10 protein-coding genes are annotated in these 16,281 nt (G+C 54.0%); 5 read left to right on the forward strand and 5 right to left on the reverse strand.

The genetic code is table 11. The annotated features are described in order from the left end of the window. From xseA to J0A68_RS08410, 4 genes are all read left to right on the forward strand, one after another. A complete protein-coding gene (gene xseA, locus J0A68_RS08395) occupies positions 1-1,308 on the forward strand; it encodes an exodeoxyribonuclease VII large subunit (RefSeq protein ID WP_206577759.1) in 1,308 nt (435 codons plus the stop codon). Beyond that, positions 1,305-1,493, forward strand: coding sequence for an exodeoxyribonuclease VII small subunit (gene xseB / locus J0A68_RS08400; RefSeq protein ID WP_206577760.1), 189 nt, complete (start codon positions 1,305-1,307; stop codon positions 1,491-1,493). The genes xseA and xseB overlap by 4 nt, the downstream gene beginning before the upstream one ends. A 99-nt stretch (positions 1,494-1,592) precedes the next feature. Next, positions 1,593-2,297 carry a hypothetical protein gene (locus J0A68_RS08405; protein ID WP_206577761.1) on the forward strand — a complete coding sequence of 235 codons (705 nt, stop codon included), beginning with the start codon at positions 1,593-1,595 and terminating at the stop codon, positions 2,295-2,297. Positions 2,298-2,400: 103 nt separating this feature from the next. Then, positions 2,401-4,098 carry a toll/interleukin-1 receptor domain-containing protein gene (locus J0A68_RS08410; RefSeq protein WP_206577762.1) on the forward strand — a complete coding sequence of 566 codons (1,698 nt, stop codon included), beginning with the start codon at positions 2,401-2,403 and terminating at the stop codon, positions 4,096-4,098. A 17-nt stretch (positions 4,099-4,115) separates the two neighbouring features. On the opposite strand, the gene J0A68_RS08415 is transcribed toward J0A68_RS08410, so the two are convergent. From J0A68_RS08415 to J0A68_RS08435, 5 genes are all read right to left on the reverse strand, one after another. Beyond that, the gene (locus J0A68_RS08415) at positions 4,116-4,631 is read right to left on the reverse strand and encodes a UpxY family transcription antiterminator (protein WP_206577763.1); all 516 of its coding nucleotides are present in this window, start codon (positions 4,629-4,631) and stop codon (positions 4,116-4,118) included. Between the two features lie 126 nt (positions 4,632-4,757). Beyond that, a complete protein-coding gene (locus J0A68_RS08420; RefSeq protein ID WP_206577764.1) occupies positions 4,758-8,162 on the reverse strand; it encodes an efflux RND transporter permease subunit in 3,405 nt (1,134 codons plus the stop codon). Between the two features lie 2 nt (positions 8,163-8,164). Further along, entirely contained in the window at positions 8,165-9,298 is a 1,134-nt protein-coding gene (locus tag J0A68_RS08425) for an efflux RND transporter periplasmic adaptor subunit (protein ID WP_206577765.1), read from the reverse strand. A 40-nt stretch (positions 9,299-9,338) separates the two neighbouring features. Further along, positions 9,339-10,697 (reverse strand): TolC family protein, encoded by a 1,359-nt coding sequence (locus tag J0A68_RS08430; RefSeq protein ID WP_206577766.1) that lies wholly within the window; start codon positions 10,695-10,697, stop codon positions 9,339-9,341. Positions 10,698-10,711: 14 nt separating this feature from the next. After that, a complete protein-coding gene (locus J0A68_RS08435; RefSeq protein WP_317195097.1) occupies positions 10,712-11,317 on the reverse strand; it encodes a TetR/AcrR family transcriptional regulator in 606 nt (201 codons plus the stop codon). A 441-nt stretch (positions 11,318-11,758) separates the two neighbouring features. Between J0A68_RS08435 and purL the strand changes: the two genes are divergently transcribed. Then, positions 11,759-15,436, forward strand: a complete 3,678-nt coding sequence (purL, locus tag J0A68_RS08440) for a phosphoribosylformylglycinamidine synthase (RefSeq protein ID WP_206577768.1) — start codon at positions 11,759-11,761, stop codon at positions 15,434-15,436. The last annotated feature ends 845 nt before the right edge of the window (positions 15,437-16,281 follow it).

Here is a 16,281-nt window from a genome sequence, read left to right on the forward strand (position 1 = left end):
ATGTCCCCTCTCTCCATCTCCCAACTGACCGAACAGATCCGGCTGACGCTGGAAAACGAACTGGAGCCGGTCTATTGGGTGGTGGGCGAGCTGGCGGACTTCCGTCAGGCTCCCCAGGGCCATGTCTATTTTGAGCTGGTAGAAAAGCAAGGCAACCAAGTCCTGGCAAAGATCCGCTCCAACCTCTGGCAGTTTACCTACCGGTCCGTCGCGGCCAAGTTTGAGTCCGTGACCGGGACCAGCCTGAAAAACGGCATGAAAGTCCTGGCCCAAGTCGCGGTCAACTACCATCCAGTCTATGGACTGAGTATCAACGTCAAGGACATAGATCCTTCTTTTTCCCTCGGAGAAAGGGCCAGAATCCGCCAAGAAACCATCAACCGCCTCACCCAGGAGGGCTTGCTCCGACTCAATGCACGGTTTGAACTTCCCCCGGTCGTACAGCGCATCGCCATCGTGTCCAGCGCTACGGCGGCTGGCTATGGGGACTTTGTCAACCAGCTGGACCAAAACCGGTATGGCTACCGGGTGGACCATCGCCTCTTTCCCTCGCTGATGCAGGGCAACGAGGCTGTGGCGAGTCTGCTTTCGGCTCTGGAAAAAATCAAAGCCGAACAGGAAGTCTCCCGCCTCGACGCGGTGGTGATCATCCGGGGCGGAGGCGCACAGCTAGACCTGGACTGCTTTGACGACTACCGACTGGCGGCAGCCATTGCGGATTTCCCTGTGCCGATTTTCACAGGCATCGGCCATGAGCGGGACGAGACCATCGCGGATCTCGTCGCCCATACCCGGCTAAAGACGCCTACCGCGGTGGCGGAATTTCTGTTGTCCGGCTTTAGGGAATTTGAGGAGAATCTGGGCATGGTGTTGCAGCGCTTGGACAGGTCAACGCGGCAGCAGCTCAGGGAAGAAGAAAACAGAATCCACCAGTTTGCCCTTCGGGCAAAAGCTTTGGCCAACAACCGGGTCTCGCTCGAAGGAGAGTCCATACGAAACCGCATGAGCCGCATAGAGTCGGCTGCCAAAGGCTTGCTGAAGATCCAGTCGCTCAACCTGGCCAGTGTAGAAAAGGGCATCAAGTCCAGCTCGGCTTCATTTCTCCACAAGCAACAGGAAAGGCTGGAAAACCGGGAAGCGCTCCTGCGTCAGCTCGATCCCGAATCCATCCTCAGACGAGGCTATACCCGCACCGAACTGGGCGGAATCCCCGTCCATCTCGCCAAACCGGCCTCCGGAGACGAACTGCTGACCATCACGCCGGACAGTAGAATCAAAAGCACCATCATCCAAATCGACAAAAAATGAAAGAGCAAAGCTATACCGAAGCCATGGCCAGACTGGAAAATATCCTCGGCCAACTCGAGGAGGGAAACAAGTCCGTGGATGAACTTTCGGCCTTGGTCAAAGAAGCCGCAGAGCTGGTCAAGTACTGCCGAGCCAAGCTAAGAAGCACCGAGTCAGATATCCAAGAGGCTTTCCAGGACATCTGATCCAGCGGCCGAAACGGGCCTTCAATCCCCGTCCTGAGCTCTTTGGCATATTTGTTGCGTTTTAGCAGCTCCCAAAGACAATTATCAGGATCTTTTCACATGAAGCCCCTCTTCAAACATCTGGCATTCCTCCTTCTTTTGCTTTCGTCAGGAACGATCCAGGGACAAAATTTCTACAAAGAACGAATCTCCAGAGACAACATTCTTGCGATTGGCATCGGCCCGTCCTTTGCCTATCTCGACAATGGCGGACAGTATCGCGCCCTCTCTTTTGCCATCAAACCTTCCGTATCCGTAGGCCTGACCAAGAGGCTCAGCAATTCCCTCGACCTGCGGAGTACCCTCGGCTACCAGTACATCAGCAACGGCGGCAACCCTTCCTTCGCAGTAAGGGACATGTGGTACGAAAACTACTCTTCCTTCACCGCCAAAGGCCCGCTCTACTACTTTGACGTGACCCCGCGAATTTACCTCAAGGGCTTTTCCAACCATATGCATCGCAGTCTCTTCAACCTCTACGGTGGCGTAGGCCTAGGGATACTACACTCCCGAACGGAGCAGACCAAGTCCTTTGAGAGTGAGGAGATCCCGACAGAACACAAAATCACAACAGGATACGTCCCCGTGAGGGCAGGGCTGAGCTACCGACTGGGCCCCTACTCCGACATCGCGCTGGAGGGCACCATGATGCTGACTTTTACAGACAATCTCGACGGAAATGTAGGGTTCAACCGCTTTGCAGACCATCTCTTCCAAACGCAACTGATGTATCGCATGTACTTTGTCCCCAAAAACAAAGACTGAGCAATATCCCTTTCCAAATGAAGGCAGGCCGGTTGGCTTGCCTTTTCTTTTTTGATCTTTTGCCAAAAGAGGCTTATTTTCAATAGGAAAGACTCTCAAAGAGATGGCTCAGCAAGAAGTTTTCATATCCTACGCCTGGGGTGGCGAAAGCGAAAAGGTAGCCGAGGAGCTGGAAAAGATCCTCAACGCCAACTCCTTCAACCTAGTCCGGGACAAGACCCATCTGGAGTTTAAAGGCCTGATCAGGGAATTTATGCAGCGAATCGGCCAAGGCCACCTGGTAGTCTTGGTCATCAGCGACAAGTATCTGAAGTCCAAAAACTGCATGTTTGAGCTCTTGGAAGTAGCGAAGAGGGGAGAATTCCACGACCGGGTATTTCCCATTGTCCTCCCGGACGCCAAGATCTACGACGCGTTTTCGCTCATAGACTACGTGGGCTATTGGGATCAGGAAATCAGAGCCCTGAACGCCAAAATCAAGGGTATAGACAGTCTGGCCGACACCCGAAAAATACTGGAAGAACTCGATCTCTACGCCGATATCCGCGGTGCCATCGACGACCTGGCGGGGAAAATCGGCAACATGAACACGCTTTCCCTGGAAACCATGCGGGAAAGAAACTACCTGCCACTGCTGGATGCGCTGCGCGGCTCCGCATCCCCCACACCGACGCCTGACGGCCCCTCACGGAAAGAAGGCAAAGTCCTCTACCACATTCCCGGAATGATGCAGCTGGACAGATGGACCCGATGTACGGTTCGCCTCGCCTGGGAGGAGATTTACCTCCGAGAAGGGATCACCATCCCCAAAGACGAACTCCAGATCGAATCCATCCGACTGGCCGAGGTCATGCAAGTCGCCCTGACCGAGGGCAGAGATGGCCACCACTTCGAGATCAAGGCGCTAAACAACGAGGAACAGTTCATCTTTGGAGACGACTTCACCGAATGGCTTTTCGACGTCAAGCCCTTGGCCTTGGGCAGCTTTACCCTAATCCTCCGCATCACTCTCATCCACATCATCCAGGGAAAGGAACGCAAAAAGGACATCGTCCTGGAGCGGGAAGTCATCACCGAAACCGTCGCTCCCCTGCCATTGCCTCGCTTTGAGACCGCCGAGCGGGGACTCTCCAAGTCGCAGGATGCCGAGATCGACAACATACACCCAGAGCTGTCAGAGGGGCTAGCCTCTGGGTCAGTTCCCAAAAAGGAAACTTTAGCAGCCCCAGCTCCCGCTCCCACCGCAGGCGGGACAAAGACAAAAAGTTACCCACGCGATCGCCCGCCTATCGGCACTCCTTCCAAAAAAGACCCCGACGCCTGGGCTAGCAGTCCCCGTAAAACGGGCAACATCCTAATCAGACTTCTGCCCTATGCCGCTTCCCTGGCCGGGATCGTTTTCATCGCCTACTTGATCCTACCAAGAGCGGAATCGGAATATGCCGGCACTCCTGACGAGTTTACCACCGACTCCCTGGGCGTGGGTTTTCCCTTTCCGGAAGAAAAAATGCTGGTAGCTTTCAGCCTCAACGCGACCGATCCCTCGGGCGTAGCGGTGAGCGAAACGTACCTTTTTTCGGTGAGGGAGATTGACCTGGACTCTTTGGACCAACTGCAGGTCGAGGGCTATGAGATCAAGCTCATCCCCGCTTCAGATTCGATTTCCTCCCAGGCCGTGATGGTCGGAGACCTGTCTTTTGAAGCGATCCAAGACACGATGGAATCCATCGCCAAAAAATCCGCGCAAGCCAGGGGGCAGATGATAAACCGAAAAAACCTCAGACTCCAGCCCCAAAATTAGGGCGAAAAATTTGACGCCTAGTTGGACTGGGCTTTTTCCAGTACTTGGAGAAATTTCCTCGGGATGTTGACGAGCATGTTTTGGTAGATTCCCGGGATGCGGATCAGGAAGTAGTCCTTGTTGCCCCGCTCGATGACCTCCCCGGTCATGTCCTGCAGCGGCCCACCCATGACTTTCACTTTTTCTCCCGGCTCGATCACACTACCGTCTGTCTCCACGGCTACCCCGGTGGTGACGATGCGCTCGATGATCTCGATCTCCTCCTCCCGGACGGTCGCATGCTGTCCGGAAAAATGGACAAACTTCACCGCCCCTGGGACCTGAAGGCACTCCCAGAGCTGGTTTCTATGGGTTTTGACAAAAACGTAGCCGTTGAACAGGGGACGCTGCACTTTCTTCTTCCGATCCGACCACTGCCTCAGCTCCTCCACGATTGGCAGGTACACTTCCAGGCCTCTCTCCTTCAATCTGTCCGCCACTTTCTTTTCCGACCGGGAAGCGGTGTACATCACAAACCATTTCAATTCCTCCATCTCTGCATGTTTTTTGGGTGGACAAAAATACAAAATGCCCACGTCAAACTCAGGCTAAACCAATAAAAAACCCCCGGAACAACGTCCCGGGGGTTTTGTCAAAAAAAACCACCAACCTTAAATCAATCATGCTTTTGTTCTCTTAAGCTTTACTGAAAGCTTATCTGTCAAATAATACATGACCGGTACGATCACTAACGTAATGACCGTCGCAAAGGTTAGCCCAAATATCACTGTCCAAGCCATAGGCCCCCAGAATGCCGCGTTGTCTCCACCCACGTAAAACTGCGGGTCAAAATCGCTCAGTAAAGTGCCGAAGTTGATGTTCATGCCTATCGCCAGAGGGATCAAGCCCAATACCGTAGTGATGGCCGTGAGCAAGACCGGACGAAGACGGGTTTTGCCTGCCTCCACGATGCTGGCCAGCAAATCATCGATGTTCAGATACTCTCCCTCAGGGATGCCCAGCTCCTCGCGCTTGCGGGCTCTGACCAGGTTGGTATAGTCGATCAGCACAATGGCGTTGTTGACCACGACACCGGCGAGGGAGATGATCCCGATGCCGGTCATGATCACGACAAAGTCCATGTTGAAAATCACCAAGCCCAAAAACACGCCGATGGTACTCAAAAGCACGGAAGTCATGATGATGAACGGACTGATGACGGAGTTGAATTGGGCAACGATGATCAGGAAAATCATGGACACGGCGATCATCAACGCATTGACCAGGAAGGCCATGGACTTAGCCTGCTCCTCCTGCTCCCCGGTAAACTTCACGGTGATGCCATCCGGCACGGTATAGCCCTCCATCAGGCCTTGGATCTGGGTATTGATCTCGGTTGGGTTGTAGCCGTCCAGCACGTTGGAAAACATCGTGATGGCCTTTTCGAGGTCTTTTCGCTTCACCGACCCATAGGTCGAGCCATAGCGGATGTCGGCGACGGCGGAGATGGGTACCTCGCGCTTATCCCCAAACTTGTCCCTGAAACCGATCTTTTTGTTGACCAAGGTATTGATGTCATAGCGGTAGTCCTCCGACAGTCTCAGCTGGATGGGATAGTCTTCTTCCCCTTCCTTGTACTTGGACACTTCCAAGCCGAAGAGGGAGGTTCTCAACTCGGTCGCAATGCTGGAGGTCGAAAGCCCAAACCTTCTGGCCTTTTCCCGGTCAATGTCCACGACGACCTCTGGGCTACCCAGAGAAAGGTCTGTTTTCAACTCTTCCATTCCTGGGATGTTGTGCGACTCCAGGTATTCCTTGGTCTCGTTGACAAAGGCGATCAGCTGCTCATAGTCCTCGCCGACAAACTCAATATTGACCGCTTTGCCCACGGGAGGACCGTTGCGCTGCTTGTCCACGGTGATGAGCACCCCGGGGTATTTCACCACCAAATCCCGAATCACCTCCATGGCTCCGTTGGTATTGATCCCCTGGCGGTCGATGTAGTCCACAAAGCCAATGGTGATCTTCGCCTTGTTTGGCGTGGCCTGCTGGCTTGGCCCCTCCATAGGATCGCCGGTACCCTCACCCACCTGGGTGATCACCGACTCGAGGATGCCCCCATAGGGCTCCAAAGCCTCCATCATCTCGTCCTCCATGTTGTCCACAAAGGTATTGGTGGCATTGATGTCGGTACCGATGGGAAACTCGATGAACACATTGATCAGCTGGGGCTGGTTGTCGGGAAAAAACAGGACTTTTGGCGCTCTGATCCCCAGCAAAACCAGCGAGAAGATCAACAGCCCAAACATGCCCCCGAAAAAGAGGTAGGGGTTCTTCCCACGCAATGCATAGCTCAGCGTAGCCTCGTACCAGTTTTCCAGCCTGACCAAAAACACCTCCTGAAACCAGTGGATGGCATTTCTCAGCAAGAATACATTGAACAGCGTCAGGATGGACGCCACCAGAGAGAGGGTGCCCATGGATGTCCAGCCGATCAGGTAAAAGATCGTCGCCAGTACCAGGAATATCCCCGCGGTGATGATGGATCGCTGCTTGGGTTTGTTTTTCCCTCCCTCATCTAGCTTCATAAACATGGACGTCATCACCGGGTTGATCACCAGCGCAACCAGCAGGGAGGAGGAAAGCACAATGATCAGGGTGATCGGCAGGTATTTCATAAACTCCCCGACCAGGTCATCCCAAAACGCCAACGGAAGGAATGCTGCCAGCGTCGTGGCGGTCGACGTAATGATGGGCCACGCCACCTCGCCCACGCCTTCCTTCGCGGCCTGCCTCGCGGGCTTGCCCTCCTGCATGAGGCGGTAGATGTTTTCCACCACCACGATCCCGTTGTCCACCAGCATCCCCAGTGCGAGGATGAGGGAGAAAAGCACCATCAGGTTTAGCGTGATCCCAAACGCATTGAGGATCAAGAAGGAAATGAACATGGACAGCGGAATCGCCGAGCCCACGAAAAGCGCGTTGCGGAAGCCCATGAAAAACATCAATACCATGACCACCAGGATAATCCCGAAGATGATGGAGTTTTCCAAATCGCTTACTTGGGTGCGGGTTTGCTTGCTTTGGTCATTGGTGATGGTGATCTCCAAGTCTTCCGGAAAGCGGTTGGCCTGGGTAGTCTCGATGATCTCCTTGATCTTGTCCGCCGCGTCGAGCAGGTTTTCTCCGCTTCGCTTGGTCACGTTGATGGTCACTACCGGCAGGTTTTTGCTGCGGGCATAGGAAGTCCTATCCTTGAAGGTGTCGCTGATCTCGGCTACGTCACGGAGGTAAACGATCTTCTGCTGGTCGGTTTTCACGATGATGTCCAGCAGGTCATTCGGCTCGGAAAATTCCCCGTCGATACGAAGCGTGCGCTCAAAGTCCCCGCTCTTGATGCTGCCTCCGGACATGGTCAGGTTTTCGGCCTGGATCGCTCCGGAGATATCGCCAAAGCTCACGCCGACGGCCTCCATCTTGTAGGGGTCCGCATTGATCTGGATCTCGCGCTCGACCGTGCCAGCCAAGTCCGCATTGGAGATCTCCGGCAGCTTTTCGATGGCATCCTCGAGGTATTCCCCAAACTTCTTCAGCTCTTGCTCGGAGTAGGGCCCGGAGATGTTCACGTTCATGATCGGAAAGTCCGAGGTATTTACCTCCAGCACGTTGGGATCCTGGTCCAGATCGGTAGGAAGCTCGCTTTTGGACTTGTCCACGGCATCCTTCACATCCTGGATGGCCTTGGAGATCTCCACTCCGGGAGTGAACTCGATCACGATGGAGGAAAAGTCCTGCACGGAGGTGGAGCGGATGTCCTTGATATTGGAGATGGATTTCAGCTCCTTTTCTATGGGACGCGTGATGAGGTTTTCCATATCCACGGGCGAGTTGCCAGGATAGGGAGTGCCTACATAGACAGTGGGGATGACGATCTCCGGAAAGCTCTCCTTGGGCATGGTGCGGTATGCACTCAGGCCGAGCACGGTGATGATCAGCGTGAGGATCACCACCGAGGTGGAGTTGTCCACGCTGAAGCTGGAAATGCCAAACTCCCTGGTTATTGTTGATTTAGGAGTATCTGCCATGATCAAAGCTGCGAAACAGTTACACTAAAATTATCCCCTACCTCGCGGAAGCCTTTGTCGACGATGGTCTCGGTACCGTTGAGGCCCTCTTTGATCTCCGTCTCGTCCTCAAAGGTCAAGCCTCTGGTCACGTACTTCTTTTGGGCAGTGCCATTTTCCACGACAAAGACGTAGTCGCCCTTGTTGTCCGCCAAAATCAGGTGTGCCGGCACGATCACGCTTTCCTTGCTTTGGTAGTCGTTGATCTTCAGGATAGAAATCATATTGGGCTTCACCTCCACCAGATTGGGCAGGAATACCTCCACTTTGAAAGTCCGGTTGTTGGGATTGATGATGCCGCCGACGGCCGACACGCGGGTTTTGATCGACTTGTTGATGGACGGGAACTCCACTTCCACGGAGTCGCCCTTGCTCAGCACGCCCACGAAGCTCTCGGAAACGTCCGCCTGGATAAACAAATCACTCTCACCCACAAACTGGAACATCGGCATGCCGGGCTGCACCAGCTCACCTATTCTCACATCGACGCTTTCGACAGTGCCGTTGAATGGCGCCTTCACCAAGGCCTTGTCCAGCTGGGTTTTCATCGCGGCAAGGCTTTTTTCCAAGCCTTCCTTGCGAGTCTTGGCCTCGAGGTACTGGATTTCGGTACCGATCTTTTGATCCCAAAGCTTAGCCTGCTTTTGGTAGATCGTGGTAGCCAAGTCCAGCTGGCTCTGCATTTCCTCGATGTTCCGCTCAATGGACTCCGCATCGATGCGGGCTAGGACCTGCCCCTTGGACACCCGCATGCCCTCCACCACGGGCACTTCCAGTATTCTGCCCGCGGTCTCGGCGCTGATGTTCACGTTTTTCTTGGACAGCACCGATCCGGTTACTTCCACAAAGTGGGTGAACTCCCCTTTTCTGGCCGCGGCGGTGGTGATCAAGATGGATTTCTTGTTCGCTTTGGCAAAGTCGGGATCCTGCTTGGAAATCTCGGCTTCAAGCGTTTTTATCTCAGCATTCAGGGAATTGGCCTGGTCTTTCAGGTCGGCCAACTTGGTTTTCATGGCATCGACACCCTCTTCCTGGGCGCAGGAGACGGACAGTGCCGCGATGACCACGAAGGGTAAAAATTTGAGGATAGGTTTCATATCTGAGGTTGTGTTTTTTGAATGGGAAAGAATAGTTGGTTTAGTTTTCCAGATCGGCTTTCAGCAAGCCAAGGGCTTTTTCGAGGTTTACTTTTGAAATCAGCCCGTCATAGAGCGCGGCCAGGTAGTTGATCTCCGCCTCGGTGAGTGCACCATCGGCATCCACCACTTCGAGGTTTGAGCCTACCCCCTCCTGATATTTGATCTTGGCAATGTCGTACACCTCCTGGGCCAGCTCCAGGTTTTCCAGCTGCACGTCCAGGATATTGAGGTCGTTTTTCAGCGAAGCTCTGGCGGAAAAAATCTCGTTTTTGAAGCTGTCGTTCAGATAGAAGCGCTGGTTTTCGAGTTGGCTGATGGTATAGCGGTTTTTCTGGATACGGGCACTCTTGCTCAGCCCGTCGAAGATCGGGATGTTCATCGTCACCCCGACCAGGGAGCTTCCAAACCAGTTGACCTTGTCAAAAACGGAGTTCAGCTCATTTCCAGCCCCGCTTCGGCGCATATTGCCATTGAAATCAATGGTCGGCATGTACTGGGAAGTGTTGTACTTGAGGTCGTAGTGCTGGAGCTCGATTTGGGTGTTCAGCTGGTCCAGCTCCACGCGATGCTCGCCTTCGGCAGCCAAAAGCTGGATCAGGTCCTCCCGGGGATTTAGGTCCTGGAGCGTCTCGGTGATCAGGATGTCCACGTCCAGGGGCATCCCCATCTGGATCTTGAGGAGCTCTTTGCTGATCTCCCAGGCGGTGCGGCTTCGCTCCACTTGGGAATAGGTGTTGTTTCGCTGCACCTGGATGCGGGACACGTCGATTTTTTCGGCAAATCCGGCCTCGTTCAGGGCGCGGGTCTCCTTCAGCAGGGAATCCACCCGGGCCAGGTTGGACTCGGCCAGGCGAATCCGCTCTTGGTTTACCAGTACGCCAAAATAGGCCTTCTTGACGTTTTCCACCACGTCATTTTCGGCCTTGACCAGGTCAAAGTCCGTCAGCTGGGTCAGGGTTTTCGCAGCCCGCAAGCCAATGAAAAAAGACCCGTCAAAGATCATCTGGGATACCGTCACCCCCAGTCCGGAGGAGTAGCTCACGCCAAACCTGGCCGGGATCACATCGCTGGGAATGCTGGGATCGCCAAAAGGCGGTTCGTTGGGCAGGAACACCACCGGGATCTTGGGATTGTAGTCCAAGTTGAAGGACCCGTTGATCTGGGGAAGCCCTAGGGCGGTGGTCTCCTTCACCGTGGCCTTGGAGATCAGGGTTTCCAGCCGGGCGTTTTTGGTGACGTAGTTGTTCTCGATCGCATACAGGATGGACTCGTTCAGCGTGAGCTGGGCGACCTCCTGGGCTTGGCTAGCCGAGAGCAGCAGTAAAAAAAACAAAACCGTAAAAAGGCTCTTTTTCATAAGTGGGTTGGTTTTCAATCTTCAATTGCTTGTTGTGCGGTATAGGCAGCCCTGCCTTTTTCCGTGAAAATGCCGTGTAAAAAATGGTCCAGCATGACCATTTGCTCCTCGGCGGGATTGTAGTCCTGCCGGGAGATATTCTCTGGATCAAATGTCGAGGTTATCTGGTTGATCCTGACCTTGGCCAAAATCTGCGAGTCGATCTCGGGGCGGAAGTAGCCCAGTGCCTTTCCTTTTTCGATCACGTTGACCAAGTCCTCCATGATCACCTGCACCTTGTACTCCTCAAACATCCTCCAAGCCTCGGGGAAGTAGCGCTGCACCTCCATGAATACGACGGGATTGATCTGCTGAAGCCGCTCCCTCACTACCCTGGAGCTGCGCACCAAATGCTCGATCACGCCGTCCTCTTTGCCCAACACCGCCTGTAACTTTTTCCGATCTTCCTCCAGCAGCACCTCAAATGCCTCCTTTACCAAGACCTTTTTGTCGGCAAATTCCAGATAGATGGTTTTTTTGGAAATCCCTCCCTGCCGGGCAATATCCTCCATGGTCACTGCCCTCACCCCGTATCGGGAAAACTGCTCCGTCGCGATTTCCAGAATCCTCGTCCTTGTCACCAATTTCTCTTTATAATAATTCCAGGCGCCAAAACTATGGAAACTATCAGCATATTCAAAGTTTCCATGGTTTATTAAAAAATTATCTTTTCCCAAAACAAAAATTACCTGTACATAATCGAACAAAAATGAATTTTGACCAGGGTAAACAGAATTAAATTTGAGAACCGTTCATTTTCGGACCGCTACAAAAGACCTGCTTTGCTTTCACCCCCCGGCCTCCCCTGCCTGACGAGGACCGGACGGCAGGCGCTACGTTGTAAGTTCCCTTCTTTTGCCCCGGGTCAATTATCCATTCAGCAAGCCCAGCCCAAAGCACCCTAAGCGAAACCTCCAACTTCCCACCTCCCAACCTCCTACTTCCTACCCCCAACTTCCCGACCTCCCAACTTCCGAACTTCCCCCCAATTCCTTACCTTTGCGGCTTACCAGCCCAAGGACATGATTTTCTTCTTTGAATCCCCTCAGAAACTCATCTACGGAGTTCAAGTTCCCCACCCGCTCAGCACCGAAGACATCGCAAAACTCACCTGGCTTTTTGGCGAAGCCAAAGCAATCTCAGGTGACAAAGTCTCCGGCAACTACTCCGGCCCACGAAAGGAAATGATCACGCCCTGGTCGACCAACGCCGTGGAAATCACCGTCAACATGGGCCTGGCAGGCATCCAGCGCATCGAGGAGTTTTTCCCGATGGCCGAAGGAGACCAGATCGACCCCATGCTCCAGCATGCGTACGAAGGACTGGATCAGGATATCTTCGACATCCACCTCCAGCCGGAGCCGATCAAGCCGGTCACCGACATTGCGGCCTACAACCAGTCCGAGGGACTTGCGCTGAGCCAGGTCGAGGTGGATTACCTGGAAAATGTGGCCAAAGAACTGGGCCGTCCCCTGACCGATTCGGAGGTCTTTGGCTTCTCCCAAGTCAACTCCGAGCACTGCCGCCACAAGATCTTCAACGGCACCTTTATCATCGACGGGGAGGAAAAGCCGCAGACGCTCTTCCAACTCATCAAAGAAACTTCCAAGAAGCACCCGAACCGGATCGCCTCCGCTTACAAAGACAACGTCGCCTTCGTGCAGGGGCCAAAAGTCCAGCAGTTTGCGCCGAAGACCCAGCATCAGGCGGACTTCTTCGAGACCCGCGACATCGATACCGTGATCTCGCTCAAGGCTGAGACGCACAACTCCCCGACTACCGTCGAGCCTTTCAATGGCGCGGCGACAGGGGCTGGCGGGGAAATCCGCGACCGTCTGGCTGGCGGTACGGCCTCCATTCCTTTGGCGGGTACGGCGGTGTACATGACTTCCTACTCCCGCTCCGAAAAGGGCAGAAGCTGGGAGAAAAACCTGGACGAGCGTCCTTGGCTCTACCAGACCCCGATGGACATCCTGATCAAAGCCTCCAACGGAGCTTCTGATTTCGGCAATAAATTTGGCCAACCCCTCATCGCAGGCTCAGTCCTGACCTTTGAGCATGAGGAAGGCGACAAGCAATACGGCTTTGACAAGGTGATCATGCTCGCGGGCGGGGTCGGCTTCACCAACGCCAAATACACCAAAAAGGACGAACCCAAAGCCGGTGATCAGATCGTGATCATGGGCGGGGACAACTACCGCATCGGCATGGGCGGCTCGGCCGTTTCCTCGCTGAACACTGGGGAACTCTCCAACGCCATCGAGCTCAACGCCATCCAGCGCTCCAATCCGGAGATGCAGAAGCGCGTGTCCAACGTGATCCGTGCCATGGCCGAGAGCGAAAACAACCCCATCATCTCCATCCACGACCACGGGGCGGGCGGACACCTGAACTGTCTTTCCGAACTGGTGGAAAGCACCGGCGGAACGATCCACATCGATCAGCTGCCTGTGGGCGACCCTACGCTTTCTTCCAAGGAAATCATCGGCAACGAGTCCCAGGAGCGTATGGGCCTAGTCGTGGGCAAAAAGGATATCGACACCCTGAAGCAGCTGTCCGAGCGGGAGCGCGCGCCATTCTACGTGGTGGGCGAGACCACCGGCGACATGCACTTCAAGTTTGAGAACCAAAAGAACGGCGAAAAGCCGGTGGACTGGAATCTGAGCTACATGTTTGGCTCCTCTCCAAAGACGATTTTGGAAGATAAAAGCGGCTTGACTCCAGCTTTTGCGGAAGCGGACTACAGCGCCGGAAAGCTCTCCCAATACATCGAAGAAGTGCTCCAGCTGGAAGCGGTAGCATGCAAAGACTGGTTGACAAACAAAGTCGACCGCTCCGTGACCGGCCGTGTGGCTACCCAGCAAACCGTAGGCGAGATCCAACTCCCGCTGAACGACGTCGCTGTGATGGCCCTCGACTTCACCGGCAACAAAGGCATCGCCACCTCCATCGGCCACGCGCCTGTGGCGGCTTTGGCAGATCCAGAGGCCGGCAGCCGACTGGCCATCGCCGAGGCGCTGACCAACCTGATCTTTGCGCCGATCGCAGACGGGCTGAAGGGCGTGTCCCTCTCCGCCAACTGGATGTGGCCTGCGAAAAACGCCGGCGAAAACGACCGACTGTACCGTGCCGTGCAGGCCGTGTCCGACTTTGCCATCGAGCTGGGAGTGAACATCCCGACCGGAAAAGACTCCCTCTCCATGACCCAAAAATATCCGGGCGGCAAGGTGGTCTACTCTCCGGGCACGGTGATCATCTCCTCGGTAGGCGAGTGCTCCGACATCACCCAAACGGTGAAGGCGGCGCTCCTGCCAACAGCCGGCTCCAAAGTCCTCTACATCGACTTCTCTAAGGACAGCGCCAAGCTGGCCGGTTCGTCTCTGTACCAGATCCTGAACAAGGTCGGTCAGGCTACCCCTACCGTCGCTGACTCGGCATACTTTGCCAAGGCTTTCACAGCCGTACAAAGCCTGATCGAGCAAGGCCTCGTGCTGGCCGGTCACGACATCTCTTCCGGCGGTATCCTGACGGCTTTGCTGGAGATGTGCTTCCCAAGCCTGGCTGTGGGTCTTGCGGTGAAAGAATCCCGCCTAGCCGAATCCGATGTGATCAAGGCCCTTTTCGCAGAGAATCCGGGCATCCTGATCCAGGTCGCCGACGACCACTCCGCGGAGGAAATGCTGACTGCTGCCGAGATCGACTTTGTCGAGCTGGCGGAAGTGACTTTGGATGGAAAAGTGGCTCTCGAAGCCGAAACCCTCGACGTGGCCGCGCTGCGTGATCTGTGGTTCAAATCTTCCTACCTGCTGGACAGAAAGCAGAGCGGGGAAAAGCTAGCCAAAGACCGCTTTGACAATTATAAAAACCAGGCGCTCTCCTATGATTTTGCCGAGGGCTGGAAAGGGAGCTTTGCTGCTGCCGGACTGGATCCCTTCCGCACGGCCAAGGGCAAAGCCAAGGCTGCCATCATCCGCGAAAAAGGCGTGAACGGCGACCGGGAAATGGCCTACTCGCTCTGGCTGGCGGGCTTCGAGGTGAAGGACGTACACATGACCGACCTGATCTCCGGACGCGAAGACCTGAGCGATGTGCAGCTGATTGTCTTCGTGGGTGGCTTCTCCAACTCCGACGTGCTGGGTTCGGCCAAGGGCTGGGCGGGTGCCTTCCTCTACAACCCGAAAGCCAAGCAAGCCCTGGACAACTTCTACGCAAGACCTGACACGCTTTCGCTGGGCGTTTGTAACGGCTGCCAGCTGATGATCGAACTCGGTCTGGTGACTCCAGACCACGACGTGAAGCCAAAGATGCTGCACAACGCCAGCCATAAGTTTGAGTCCACCTTCGTTAATGTGACCATCCCGCAAAACGACTCCGTGATGCTGGGAAGCCTAAGCGGACAGCGCCTCGGCGTATGGGTAGCGCACGGGGAAGGCAAATTCTACCTTCCAAAAGGTGAGAACGCCTACAACTTCGCGATGACCTACAGCTACGAGGCCTATCCGGGCAACCCGAACGGCTCCGACTTCGCCACTGCCGGTATCGCTTCGGACAACGGCCGCCACCTGGCGATCATGCCGCACATCGAGCGAAGCCTCAAGCCTTGGAACTGGCCGCACTACCCGACCGACAGAAATGACGACTTCACCCCTTGGATGGAGGCGTTTGTGAATGCGAGAGTTTGGATAGAAGAGAGAATTTGAAATCTCAAATTTGAAATTTGAAATCAACATCCCCTCTGGAGCGATCTGGAGGGGATTTTTTTAGGATGGAAGAAGAAGCCGCATTAGGTAATGAAACTCTCGCTCGCCTAGTTTAGCCCAAATAACACATAGGAAAATATGCAAATGGTTGTGTATATTTTTCCGTTGAAACCCACTATCTCCATTTCATAACAATGCTATTTCCAGATCAAAATCGAATTTGTACAAACTGTAACTCCAAGCTCACATACGCTGACAAAAAGTATTGCTTTCATTACACTTGCAACCAATGTGGCAATGAGACTATAGATTGGAACTCTGACGACTGCTGTAATGACCCATTTCCAGAACCACGCAAATGCTACCAGTCAGAGGAAGAATACTATACTGACCAAGGCAACTATAGGGTTTACAATCAGTGCCAAAATTGTGGGAAGAAGATAGGTAATCAGCTGAAAAAGGCTGAATACCCAAACGTAGAATTATTTGACTATGAACTTGAAAAAAGAGGGAAAGATGAGCGCAGGAAAATAAAGACTCTCTCCAACGAAATCTACGAACGTACCAGATTGAAAAAATCCGAGAATTGGTGGGCTAATTATGAAGAATACCTTAAATCCCCAAAGTGGCTTGAAATATGCAAAATCGTACTTGAACGGGACGACTACATTTGTCAATCCTGTCTAACGGAAAAGGCAACCCAAGTACATCATAAGGATCCACGATTCAGATTTAATGAACCTCTGTTCACTCTGGTTTCGGTATGCAGAACTTGCCATGACATCATAACCGAAATCGAACGAGGTAGACCTGCCAAAGAGGCCAATCAAATAAGATATCAATTC

Source organism: Algoriphagus oliviformis (assembly GCF_017254915.1).
Classification (GTDB): domain Bacteria; phylum Bacteroidota; class Bacteroidia; order Cytophagales; family Cyclobacteriaceae; genus Algoriphagus; species Algoriphagus oliviformis.